The sequence below is a fragment of the Brachybacterium sp. 107 genome (assembly GCF_052379725.1).
Classification (GTDB): domain Bacteria; phylum Actinomycetota; class Actinomycetes; order Actinomycetales; family Dermabacteraceae; genus Brachybacterium.
Window position 1 is genome coordinate 74,161 of sequence record NZ_JBQSYW010000015.1, and the last position, 11,826, is coordinate 85,986.

9 protein-coding genes and 2 tRNA genes are annotated in these 11,826 nt (G+C 70.4%); 7 read left to right on the top strand and 4 right to left on the bottom strand.

Translation table 11 applies throughout. From position 1 onward, the window contains the following. The first annotated feature begins 78 nt into the window (after positions 1-78). The 6 genes from ACT3UL_RS14905 (at position 79) to ACT3UL_RS14930 (ending at position 8,134) form a co-directional block, all read left to right on the top strand. A tRNA-Gly gene (locus ACT3UL_RS14905) sits at positions 79-154 on the top strand. Positions 155-181: 27 nt separating this feature from the next. Continuing rightward, positions 182-256, top strand: a tRNA-Val gene (locus tag ACT3UL_RS14910). A 159-nt stretch (positions 257-415) separates the two neighbouring features. After that, entirely contained in the window at positions 416-2,578 is a 2,163-nt protein-coding gene (gene glgX, locus ACT3UL_RS14915) for a glycogen debranching protein GlgX (RefSeq protein WP_444579079.1), read from the top strand. A 48-nt stretch (positions 2,579-2,626) separates the two neighbouring features. Further along, complete coding sequence (gene treY / locus ACT3UL_RS14920; RefSeq protein ID WP_444579081.1) at positions 2,627-5,236, top strand: malto-oligosyltrehalose synthase; 2,610 nt, start codon at positions 2,627-2,629, stop codon at positions 5,234-5,236. Next, positions 5,233-7,086 (top strand): malto-oligosyltrehalose trehalohydrolase, encoded by a 1,854-nt coding sequence (gene treZ, locus ACT3UL_RS14925; protein ID WP_444579082.1) that lies wholly within the window; start codon positions 5,233-5,235, stop codon positions 7,084-7,086. The genes treY and treZ overlap by 4 nt, the downstream gene beginning before the upstream one ends. Positions 7,087-7,159: 73 nt before the next feature. Further along, entirely contained in the window at positions 7,160-8,134 is a 975-nt protein-coding gene (locus tag ACT3UL_RS14930) for a C-terminal binding protein (protein ID WP_444579084.1), read from the top strand. Positions 8,135-8,284: 150 nt separating this feature from the next. Here the strand turns inward: ACT3UL_RS14930 and ACT3UL_RS14935 are convergent, their stop codons facing one another. The 3 genes from ACT3UL_RS14935 to ACT3UL_RS14945 form a co-directional block, all read right to left on the bottom strand. Beyond that, complete coding sequence (locus ACT3UL_RS14935; protein WP_444579086.1) at positions 8,285-8,917, bottom strand: 2-dehydro-3-deoxy-6-phosphogalactonate aldolase; 633 nt, start codon at positions 8,915-8,917, stop codon at positions 8,285-8,287. A 67-nt stretch (positions 8,918-8,984) separates the two neighbouring features. Then, complete coding sequence (locus ACT3UL_RS14940) at positions 8,985-9,725, bottom strand: SDR family oxidoreductase (RefSeq protein ID WP_444579088.1); 741 nt, start codon at positions 9,723-9,725, stop codon at positions 8,985-8,987. Between the two features lie 51 nt (positions 9,726-9,776). Further along, positions 9,777-10,565, bottom strand: coding sequence for an SDR family NAD(P)-dependent oxidoreductase (locus ACT3UL_RS14945; protein ID WP_444579090.1), 789 nt, complete (start codon positions 10,563-10,565; stop codon positions 9,777-9,779). 109 nt (positions 10,566-10,674) lie between these two features. On the opposite strand from ACT3UL_RS14945, the gene ACT3UL_RS14950 reads away from it, so the two are divergent. Next, complete coding sequence (locus tag ACT3UL_RS14950; protein WP_444579092.1) at positions 10,675-11,544, top strand: NAD(P)-dependent oxidoreductase; 870 nt, start codon at positions 10,675-10,677, stop codon at positions 11,542-11,544. Positions 11,545-11,662: 118 nt separating this feature from the next. Here the strand turns inward: ACT3UL_RS14950 and ACT3UL_RS14955 are convergent. After that, positions 11,663-11,826, bottom strand: a 164-nt coding sequence (locus tag ACT3UL_RS14955) for an FCD domain-containing protein (RefSeq protein WP_444579094.1), incomplete at its 5' end; no start/stop codon positions are given.

The following is an 11,826-nucleotide window of genomic DNA, read 5'->3' on the forward strand; positions in this document are numbered from 1 at the left end:
TCCGACACTGCAGGCCACCTGCATTTGCGCGGACGCCAGGACCGCCCTAAAGTTATCGATCGTCGGCCCAGCCGATGTGCGGACGTAGCTCAGTTGGTAGAGCATCACCTTGCCAAGGTGAGGGTCGCCGGTTCGAATCCGGTCGTCCGCTCCATCCTCCACCCGCATCCTCGGATGCATTGGGCGATTGGCGCAGCGGTAGCGCGCTTCCCTGACACGGAAGAGGTCACTGGTTCGATCCCAGTATCGCCCACCACGGAAGGCCCCCTCGGAGCACCGAGGGGGCCTTCGTCGTCCCTCCTCTGTCCGGCCGCCGACGGCTCCGCTACCCACCGGTCAGCGGATCCGCGTGCCGGGGAGACGGGTACCCCACGTCGCGGTCCCGGTTCAGGGGCTCTGCGTCTACTCTGGCCACATGCAGATCTGGACCGGACAGTCTTACCCCCTGGGGGCCACCTTCGACGGCTCCGGCACCAACTTCGCGTTGTTCTCGGAAGCGGCCGATCGCGTCGAGCTGTGCCTCCTCGGCGAGGACGGCACCGAGCGTCGCGTCGAGGTCACCGAGGTCGACGCCTTCGTGTGGCACGTCTACCTGCCGTCGGTGCAGCCCGGGCAGCGGTACGGCTACCGGGTCCACGGAACCTACGACCCGGCTGGAGGGCATCGCTGCGATCCCTCGAAGCTCCTGCTGGACCCGTACGCCAAGGCGATCGCGGGTATGGCGAGCAACCATCCCTCGCTGTACAGCTACAGCTTCGAGAACCACGCGGAGCGCAATACCGACGACTCGGCGCAGCACACGATGCACTCCGTCGTGGTCTCCCCGTTCTTCAACTGGGGCAATGATCATCCGCCGGCGCACGAGTACCACGACACGGTGATCTACGAGGGCCACGTCAAGGGCCTCACGATGCTCCATCCCGGCATCGACGACGACATCCGTGGCACCTACGTCGCGATGGGTGAGCCCGCGATCATCGAGCACCTCACCGAGCTCGGCGTGACCGCGATCGAGCTGATGCCCGTCCACCAGTTCGTGCAGGACGGGCACCTGGTCGAGAAGGGCATGCGCAACTACTGGGGCTACAACACCATCGGCTTCTTCGCCCCGCACAACGAGTACGCCCACGCCGGCGATACCGGGCAGCAGGTCCAGGAGTTCAAGCAGATGGTGAAGAACCTCCATGAGGCGGACATCGAGGTGATCCTCGACGTGGTGTACAACCACACCGCCGAGGGCAACCAGATGGGCCCCACCCTGTGCTTCCGCGGCATCGACAATGCGGCCTACTACCGACTCGTCGAGGACGACAAGGCGCACTACTACGACACCACCGGCACCGGGAACTCGCTGCTCATGCGCACCCCGCATGTGCTGCAGCTGATCATGGACTCGCTGCGCTACTGGGTCACCGAGATGCACGTCGACGGCTTCCGCTTCGACCTCGCCTCGACGCTCGCCCGGGAGCTGCACGAGGTGGATCGGCTCTCCGCCTTCTTCGACATCATCCAGCAGGACCCGATCATCTCCCAGGTCAAGCTGATCGCCGAGCCCTGGGACCTCGGCGAGGGCGGCTATCAGGTGGGCGGGTTCCCGCCCCTGTGGTCGGAGTGGAACGGTCACTACCGCGATACCGTCCGTGACTTCCATCGGTCCGAACCCGGCGTGATCGGGGACTTCACCTCCCGTCTGGCCGGCAGCTCCGACCTGTACCAGCACACGGGCCGCACGCCGATCGCCTCGATCAACTTCGTCACCGCGCACGACGGCTTCACCATGCGGGATCTGGTCTCCTACAACGACCGGCACAACGAGGCCAACGGCGAGGGCGGCAACGACGGGGAGAGCCACAACCGTTCCTGGAACTCCGGGGTCGAGGGGCCCAGCGAGGACCCTGACGTGCGTGCACTGCGCCTGCGCCGCGCCAAGAACCTCATGGCCACGCTCCTGGTCAGCCAGGGCGTCCCGATGATCCTGCACGGCGACGAGATGGGCCGCACCCAGAGCGGCAACAACAACACCTACTGCCAGGACAACGAACTGTCCTGGATGAGCTGGGAGCTCGACACCGACCAGATGGACATGCTCTGGTTCACTCAGCAGATGATCGCCCTGCGCCGTGACCACCCGATCTTCCGTCGGCGCCGCTTCCTGCAGGGCGTCGTGCGGGACGACGCGGACTCCGCCCTCCCGGACGTGGAGTGGCTGGGCACCGACGGCATGGAGATGACCGCCGAGGACTGGGAATCCCCGCAGAACAAGTGCTTGGCGATGTTCCTCAACGGCTCCTCGATCCCCGAGCCGACGCTCCGCGGCGAGCGCATCATCGATGATTCCGCCCTGCTCCTGTTCAACGCCTCGGGCAATGACGTCGACTTCGTCCTCCCGCCGGCTGATCATGGCGCGGAGTGGACCGTCGCGCTCGGCACCGGGGAGACGGATGACGTCGGGGCCACCGTGAGCGCCGCGCAGTCGATCACCCGGCCCGCCCAGTCCCTGCTGATCCTCATGCGTGCCCCGATGGAGGACATCGAGGAGCCCGCCGACGGGAACCACGAGCAGACCACCCGCGCCTGAGACGACGAGTCCGCCCGGGAGCGCTCCCGGCACGAAGGAGAGCACCCCATGGCCACCCCCGACCTGAGCACCGTGTCCCCGGATCCCGACCAGGCCGGCACCGGCAGCGGCACCACCCGCCCCGGGCTCTCCCCGCGGACCGTCCCGACGTCGACCTACCGCCTGCAGCTGCATGCCGGCTTCACGACGGACGACGCAGCCGCCCTGGTGCCGTATCTCGCGCAGCTCGGGGTGGGCCACGTGTTCTGCTCCCCCGTCCTGCAGGCCGCGCCCGGCTCGACCCACGGGTACGACGTCGTGGACCACACCCGGATCAGCACGGAGATCGGCGGCGAGGACGGTCTGCGCCGTCTCGCCGCGGCGGCGCACGACCACGGCCTGGGACTGATCGTGGATGTGGTGCCCAACCACATGGCGATCCCCACCCCGATCTGGCACAACCGTGCCCTGTGGTCGACCCTGCGCGACGGCCCGGAGTCGCCCTACGCGGACTGGTTCGACATCGATCCGTCCTCCGAGCGCTCGATCCTGGTGCCGGTCCTGGGGCGACCCATCGGGTCGGTGCTGGCCGACGGCGAGATCGAGCTGGGGGTCGAGGAGATCCCGCAGCCCGACGGCACCACCGCCGAGGAGACCGTGGTGCGGTACTTCGACCACGTGCTCCCGGTCGCCGCCGGCACCCAGCATCTGGGACTCACGGATCTGCTGGACCGCCAGTGGTACCGCCTGGCCTACTGGAAGGTCGCGGACGACGAGCTGAACTATCGACGGTTCTTCGACGTGGACACGCTCGCCGCGATCCGCGTGGAGCTGCCGCGGGTGTTCGAGGCGACCCACGAGACGCTGCTGCGGCTGCAGGGCGAGGGCGTGATCGACGGCTACCGCATCGATCATCCCGATGGTCTGACCGATCCGCGCGGCTATCTCCGGGATCTCGAGCGGGCGACCGGCGGGGCCTGGACCGTCGTGGAGAAGATCCTGGAGGCCGACGAGCAGCTGCCCGGGGACTTCCCGTGCGCGGGCACGACCGGCTACGACGCCCTGTGGCGGGTCGGCGGCCTGTTCCACGATCCGCACGGAGCGCTCGGGCTCACGCACCTGTGGCAGCGCCGCACGGAGGATCTGCGCCCCTTCTCCGAGATCGCCGCCGAGTCCACCGAGCAGATCGTCTCGACGAGCCTGTGGGCGGAGCTCGAACGCCTGACCACGCTGATCCACCACATCTGCCAGGAGGACATCCGTCTGCGGGACACCACCCGTCGGAACATCCAGAAGGTCGTGCGGGCCCTGCTCGGCGCGATGGACCGCTATCGGGCCTACATCGTGCCCGGGGAACCGGCACCCGGCTCCGAACGTGCCGTCATCGACCAGGCGGCGGCCCGGGCCCTGCAGGTGCTCGGCGACGACGAGGACGTCGTCATGACTCTGGAGACCGTGGTGGCCCTGGTGTGCGGTGACGAGGTGGGCAGCGCGGGCCGGACGGCGAGCGCCGCGCGGTCGGAGGTCATCGTGCGCTTCGCCCAGACCTGCGGACCGGTGCACGCGAAGGGGCTCGAGGACACGGCCCTCTACCGCTACACGCGATTCCTCGCGGTCAACGAGGTGGGGTCGGATCCTGAACGGATCGGGGTGGAGCCGGACGATCTCCACGACCACGCGCTGGAGAAGCGGCACACCCATCCCGATGCCATGACCACGCTGTCCACCCATGACACCAAGCGCAGCGAGGACGTCCGTGCACGGCTCGCGGTCCTCACCGAGCAGCCCCTGGAATGGGCGATGCTGGTGCAGGACCTGGACCGGGCCACGAGCACCTCTCGCGGGGACCGCGTCGACGGCGCCATGGAACTGCTCCTGTGGCAGGTCCTGGTCTCGTGCTGGGACCTCCCCGGGGCCGATGCCCCGCGGATCACGGCGGAGCGTCTGGACGGCTACCTCCTCAAGGCGATGCGCGAGGCGAAGACCCTCACGACGTGGACCGACCAGGACACCGAGTACGAGCAGCAGGTGCTCGACCTCGGACGAGCCGCCCTCGCCTCGGAGGAGGTGGACCGGCTCCTGACCGACTGGACACGGCGCACGCACGCCGCCCAGCGCACGGCGATCCTCGGCCAGAAGCTGATCCAGCTGACCATGCCCGGAGTGCCGGACGTCTACCAGGGCAACGAGACCATCGACCTCTCCCTCGTGGATCCCGACAACCGCCGCGCCGTCGATCACGCCGCGCATGCCGAGCGGCTGACCCGGATGCTCGAGGGCGCCGGCCCCGACGGGATCGGTGACGAGAAGCTCTGGCTGACCCGGAGCGCCCTCGTGCTGCGCCGGGAGCGGCCCGAGCTGTTCCAGGGCCGTGACGCCGGCTACCGGCCGCTGCCCACCACCACGGGTCACGCGGTCGCCTTCGGTCGTGCGGTGGGAGAGGGCGAGATCGAGGCGGCGACCGTGGTCACGCGCCTCGCCCACGGTCTCGCCCAGCGGGGTGGCTGGGGCGACGCACAGCTCGCCCTCCCCGAGGGGCGCTGGCGCGACCTCCTCAGCGGTGTCGAGGTCGCCGGCGGGATGGTGCCGCTCCAGTCGCTGCTCACCGACTGGCCGGTGGCGCTGCTGGTGCGGGACGAGGTCTCAGCAGCCGACGGCACGACGGGGGAGGACCGATGAGCACGCCGCACACCGACGGGCCGGCCCCTCGCGCGTACGACCGCTACGAGGTCTGGGCTCCCCGGGCGAGCGCGGTGACGATCCGGATCGACGGGGTCGAGCATCCGATGGAGTCCGCGCCGGAGGGATGGTTCACGCTGCCCGGCGTCGACGCCGTCCCCGGGGCCCGATATGCCTTCCGGCTCGATGACGCCGAGCTCTGGCTGCCCGATCCGCGCTCGGCGTCCCAGCCGGACGGCGTGCACGGGGAGAGCGAGGTCGTCGACCCCCGTGCGCTGCGCGGACCCTCCTCCTGGGCCGGCCGCAGCCTGCGCGGAGCCGTCCTGTACGAGCTGCACGTGGGCACGTTCACCTCAGGGCCGACCGGCCGCGGCGGCACCTTCGACTCGGCGATCGAGCGGCTCGACGACCTCGTGGACCTCGGGATCGAGGCGGTCGAGCTGATGCCGATCGCCACCTTCCCCGGCCATCGCGGCTGGGGGTACGACGGGGTGGGCCTGTACGCCACCCACGCGGACTACGGCGGGCCGGAGGGTCTGGGACGGTTCGTCGACGCCGCGCACTCGCGCGGTCTCGCGGTGGTGCTCGACGTCGTCCACAACCATCTGGGCCCCACCGGCAACTACCTGGGGATGTTCGGCCCGTACTTCACCGACCAGCACGAGACCCCGTGGGGTGAGGCGGTGAACCTCGATCAGCCCGGGTCCCGCCAGGTGCGGGACTTCCTCGTGGGCAGCGCCCGGCAGTGGCTGGTCGATGTCGGGATCGACGCGCTGCGCCTGGACGCGGTCCATGAGCTGCACGACGACTCCCCCCAGCATGTCCTGGCCGAGCTCGCCGACGCCGTCGACTCCTGGGAGGAGGAGACCGGGCGCCCGCTGACGCTGATCGCCGAATCCGACCGGAACGATCCCCTGACCGTCACCCCCGTGGCCGCCGGCGGCCTGGGCATGGACATGCAGTGGGCCGACGACGTCCACCACGGGGTCCACGCATGGATCACCGGCGAGCGTGCCGGCTACTACGCGGACTTCGGATCGGCCGCGGCCCTGGCCACCGTCCTGACCCGGATGTTCCTCCATGCGGGCACGCACTCGACGTTCCGCGGGAAGGTCTGGGGCTCCCCCGTCGACCCCGACAGCCGTCACTACGACGCGCAGTCCTTCGTGACCTTCCTCCAGGACCACGACCAGGTGGGCAATCGGGCCACCGGCGATCGGATCCATCACTCGCTGACCCCGGGGCAGCATGCCGCGGCGATCTCGCTGATCCTGCTGGGTCCGGGGACGCCCATGCTGTTCCAGGGCGAGGAGTGGGCGGCCTCGACGCCGTTCGCCTTCTTCACCGATCATGACGACGAGATCGGCCCGCTGGTCAGTGCGGGCCGGGTCGAGGAGTTCGCCGCCATGGGGTGGGAAGGGACCGTGCCCGATCCCCAGGCCGCCAGCACCTTCGAGTCCTCGATCCTGCGCCATGAGGAGCGCACGGACGGCGAGCACGCCCGGATCCTGGACTGGTACCGCACGCTCATCACCCTGCGTCGCACCCACCCCGCCTTCGAGGACCCTGATCTGCACCGCGCGAGCGTCGAGATCCTCGCCGAGGAATCCGTGCTGCTGCGCCGCGGCACGCTGGGCGTCCTCGCCCACCGCGGCCCCGGTCCGCTCGCCGGCAGTCCCGGTCCGCTCGCTGGCAGCTCCGATCCAGTCGCCGGCAGCTCCGGACCGCTCGCCGGCGCACCGCGCGCCCTGGAGATCCTGAGCGCTTTCGGCGAGGCGACCCTCTCCCCCGACGGGACCGTCCAGATGGCTGACGCGGGAGCAGTGATCCTGTGTCTCGCCGCAGAATGAGCTGATCAGCGCTGCAGGCAGTGCGCGGCCGACACTGCACTGCCGACCCGTCGGGACTCGAGGAGGAGCATCCATGAAGATCGTCATCACCGACCTGGACCAGGACCGCATCACGGAGGAACAGGCCGTCGCCGAAGCCGCCGGAGTCGACCTGGTCCTCACCCAGGCCGGCACCGAGGACGAGGTGATCGAGGCCGCCCAGGGGGCGGATGCGCTCCTGGTGCAGTACGCGCCGATCACCCGTCGCGTGCTCGAGTCCCTGCCGCAGGTGCGGGCGATCGGACGCTACGGCGTCGGGGTGGACACCCTCGATCTCGTCGCCGCCACGGAGCTCGGCGTCGCGGTCAGCAACGTTCCCGACTACGGGACCGAGGACGTCTCCGACCATGCGGTGGCGCTCGCCGTCTCCCTGTCCCGCGGCATCGTCGAACTGGATCGCAACCTCCGCGCAGGGACGACCTCCCTCGCGCCTGTGAAGCCCCTGCACCGGCTGTCCACCCGGACCGTCGGCGTGATCGGTCTGGGTCGCATCGGCGCCGCCACCGCGCGCAAGGCCCGGGCACTCGGATTCTCCGTGCACGGCTACGACCCGATGAGGGAGCCCGGCACCACCACGGAGGACGGGATCGCGGTGCGCACGCAGGAAGAGGTCCTGGCAGGGTCCGACGTGATCAGCATCCACGTGCCGCTGACCGAGCAGACCCATCACCTGATCTCCACCGAGGCCCTGGCCCGGATGCGGCCGGGGTCGATGCTCGTGAACACCAGCCGCGGCGGGGTCGTGGACACGGCCGCCGTGGTCGAGGCCCTGCAGTCCGGGCACCTCCGCGGCGCGGGCCTGGACGTGTTCGAGACCGAGCCCCTTCCCCAGGACAGCGCCCTGCGGGACTGCCCGACGGCGGTGCTCACCCCGCATGCCTCCTGGTACAGCGAGGAATCCGAGACGGAGCTCAAGCGTCGGGTGATCGAGAACGTCGTGGAGGTCCTCGCCGGACGCCGGCCGCGCAATATCCTCAATCCCGAGGTGCTGGAGCGCCCGGCGCGCTGACCCCGGCAGGGGCGACTTCGGTCAAGGGCAACTCCGTGCCGAGGCGACCCCGCGCAGGGGCGACCCCGCGCAGGGGGACTCCGTGCAGGGGGACTCCGTGCCGGGGGACTCCGTGCCCGGGCGTGCCGGCGTCACGTGAGGATCACGTGGCTACAGCGCCGTGTCCTCTCGCTGCTGTGCGCCCTGGGCCGCACGCACGAGGTCCGCGCCGATCGTGCCCACCTCGTCGGCAGACCGCCCCGGTGCGTAGAGGAACGAGCCGATCCCGGCGCCAGCCGCCCCGGCCCGGATCCATCCCGGGATGGTCTCGGTGGTGATGCCGCCGACGGGCAGGAACGCGGTGCCCTCGGGGACGACGGCGCTCCACGCCCTCAGAAGGCTCTCGCCGAGCGCGTCGGCCGGGAAGATCTTCAGGTGCCGGGCCCCGGCGCGGAGCGCGGCGAACACATCGGTCGCGGTCGCGACGCCCGGATACGGGGTCATCCCGAGCTCGAGGGAGCGGGCGATGATCTCGGGGTCCGTGTTCGGCGCCACCACCAGTTCCCCGCCGGCGGCGGCGACGCGCTGCACGTCCGCGAGGTCGACGACGGTACCGGCGCCGATCCGCGCCTCGGTGCCGAGTCGCTCAGCGAGGATCCGGATCGACTCGAAGGGCTGCGGGGAGTTCAGCGGCACCTCGAGATGGGTGATCCCGGCACCGACCAGGGCATCCCCGACAGCAGGGGCCTCCTGGGGGGTGAGTCCTCTCAGGATGGCGATCAGCAGCGGCGGGTGAGCAGTCATGAGGTGATCCTTCCACGACGAGCAGATGGTTGTCGGACCGTCACAGCATGTGGCCTGCGCGGCAGGCTCAGCGGGCCAGGTAGCCGCCGTCGACGGGGAGCACGGCCCCGTGCACGTAGGCGGCGCCCTCGCTGGCCAGGAACAGCGCGGTACCGGCGATGTCGTCGGCCCGTCCCCATCGCCCGGCCGGGATGCGGCTGACGATCTCGTCGTTGCGCACGGCGTCCTCCCGCAGGACCACGTTGAGCTCGGTGGCGATGTATCCCGGGGCGATCGCGTTGACCGCGACGCCCCGCCCGGCCCATTCATTGGCCACGGACTTCGTGAACTGGGCGACCGCGCCCTTGGACGCCGCATAGGCGGAGGCCTGGACTCCCCCGAAGAACGAGAGCATCGAGGCGATGTTGACGATCCGTCCGCTGCCACGCTCGAGCATCGGGCCGCCGAAGGCCTGCGTCAGCTGCACCACCGCATCCAGGTTCACTCTCATGACCTGGGAGAACTCGTCCAACGGGAAGTCCTCGACGCTGTGGCGGAGGTTGATGCCGGCGTTGTTGACCAGGATGTCGACCTCATGCTCGGCGAGCACCTCGGCGACGGCCTGCGCGCGAGCAGCCGGGTCGGAGAGATCCACCCCGACGCAGGAATGGCCGGGCCCCAGGGAGCCGGCGCCGCGCTGCAGACCGATCACGTTCGCCCCGGAGTCCAGCAGGCGCTGCGTGATGGCGCGGCCGATCCCGCGGGTCGACCCGGTGACCACCGCGGTCGCGCCGGAGAGGTCCACGTCGAAGGTTCCGGGGAAGGGCATCATCGCTCCTGGTGTGAGAGGTCGTCGGAGATCGGGGTCGGTGGATCGAGATCAGTGGATGTGGGATCCGCCGTTGACGTCCAGTGTGACGCCTGTGAGGTAGCCGCCGTCGCGCCCGAGCAGGAAGTGGACGGCGCCGGCGACGTCGTCGACCGTCCCGACCCGGCCCACGGGGAGCTCCTGGAGCAGGACCTCCTTGCGCTCGTCGGTGAGCCGGCCGCCCATGATGTCCGTGTCGATCGAGCCGGGGGCGACCGAGTTCGCCGTGATGCCGTACTCGCCGAGCTCCCGCGCCCAGGTCTTCGCGAGCCCCAGCAGCGCGGCCTTCGACCCGGAATAGGCGGCGCGCCCGTAGACCCCGCCACCGCGCTCGGCGGAGGCGCTGGAGATGTTGACGATGCGGCCCAGGCTGTGACGGCGGAACACCTTCACGGCCTCTCGGGTCACGAAGAACGTGCCATGGACGTTGACGTCGAAGACCCGCTTCCATTCCTCGGTGCTGACCTCGGTGAACGGTGTCGGCGAGGAGATGCCGGCGTTGTTGACCACGCCGACCAGCTGCGGGAGCTCCGCATCGATCCGGGCGACGGCCTCGACCACCTGCGCCTCGTCGGAGATGTCGACCCCGAGGCCGAGGGACGGGACGCCGTAGCGCTGTGTGATCTCCGCGGCGAGCGTCTCGGAGGCGGGGCCGTCGAGATCCATCACGGCGACGGCCCAGCCCTCGCGGGCGAGGCGGTGCGCGGTGGCACGGCCGATGCCCCGTTCGGAGGCGCCCCCTGTGACCAGGGCGGCCGGCTGCTCCGGGAAGTCGGCGGCGGGGTACGGGGTCACGGCCATGGGATGCTCCTGTGCACGAGCGAGAGGGCGGTCGACCGCCCCTCGCGACGGAATATAAAATATGATTCGAAGTGTACGGTCCGTTCCCCCTGCTTGTGAAGGAGATCCCATGGTCCCCACCCGGACATCCGTGATCGGCCTGGGCCCGATGGGGCATCCCCTCGCCGCGACCCTCCTGGCCGCCGGCGCCCCACCGATCGTGTGGAACCGCACCGCGCAGCGGGCCGACGATCTCGTCGCGGCCGGCGCGATCCGTGCGCACACCCCGGCGCAGGCCGCGGCCCCGGTGATCCTCTCCGTGCTCCCCGACGTGGCCCAGCTCCGCGAGCTCCTGGATGACGAGACGCTCGCAGCCTGGGGCGCCGCCGGAGCGCGCGTGGTCATCATGTCGACCAGCGGGCCCGATCAGGTGCGCGCGCTCGCCGAGGACCTCGCCCCAGCGGGCATCGCCGTCGTCGATGCCCCGATGTCCGGCGGCGTCGCCGGCGCGGAGGCCGGCACCCTGTCGATCATGGTGGGCGGTGCGGACGAGGACGTCGCCCTGGTGCGCCCCGTCCTCGAGCTGGTCGGCGGGACGGTCCTGCACCTGGGCGAGCTGGGCACCGGCTCGATCGCCAAGCTCTGCAACCAGATCGTGGTCGGCGGGACGCTCGCGGCGCTCGCCGAGGCCTTCGGTCTGGCTCGGCGCTCCGGCCTCGACGCCCAGCAGCTGGTGACCCTGCTGGAGGGAGGCCTCGCCCGCAGCGAAGTGCTGACGCAGAAGAAGCACAAGCTCCTGGACCGGGAGTACTCGCTCGGCGGGTCCGCCGACAACCAGGTCAAGGACCTCCGCTACGCGACCGCCGCCGGCGAGCGCGTCGGTCTGCCCGCCCAGCTCCTGCCCGCGCTTCTCACCCTGTACACCGAGACGGTCGAGAAGGGGCACGGCCAGGAGGACCACACCGTCGTCCAGGAGCTGTACCTGGATCCCGAGGACTGATCGCGCACCCCGGACCGATCACTCTCCACGGACCGATCCCGCACCACGGACGGCTCAGCACTCCACGAACTGCTCGGCGCGGGCTTCCGCGGCGGTGCAGGGCCGGATGGGCTCGAGGTCAGGGCAGCTCCAGCGCCCGCTCCGTCACGGCGCGCACGTGGTCGGCCATGGCCGCTCGGGCGGCGGCCGGGTCGGCCTCGGCGATGGCCGTCAGCACGCTGCGATGCTCCCGTACGGAGACCTCTGCGTCATCGACGCCGGCGTCACCGAATCGACGGAACC

Coding starts and splice junctions, on each gene's coding strand:
- glgX (WP_444579079.1), top strand. CDS start 416: ATGCAGATCTGGACCGGACAGTCTTACCCCCTGGGGGCCACCTTCGAC.
- treY (WP_444579081.1), top strand. CDS start 2,627: ATGGCCACCCCCGACCTGAGCACCGTGTCCCCGGATCCCGACCAGGCC.
- treZ (WP_444579082.1), top strand. CDS start 5,233: ATGAGCACGCCGCACACCGACGGGCCGGCCCCTCGCGCGTACGACCGC.
- ACT3UL_RS14930 (WP_444579084.1), top strand. CDS start 7,160: ATGAAGATCGTCATCACCGACCTGGACCAGGACCGCATCACGGAGGAA.
- ACT3UL_RS14935 (WP_444579086.1), bottom strand. CDS start 8,917: ATGACTGCTCACCCGCCGCTGCTGATCGCCATCCTGAGAGGACTCACC.
- ACT3UL_RS14940 (WP_444579088.1), bottom strand. CDS start 9,725: ATGCCCTTCCCCGGAACCTTCGACGTGGACCTCTCCGGCGCGACCGCG.
- ACT3UL_RS14945 (WP_444579090.1), bottom strand. CDS start 10,565: ATGGCCGTGACCCCGTACCCCGCCGCCGACTTCCCGGAGCAGCCGGCC.
- ACT3UL_RS14950 (WP_444579092.1), top strand. CDS start 10,675: ATGGTCCCCACCCGGACATCCGTGATCGGCCTGGGCCCGATGGGGCAT.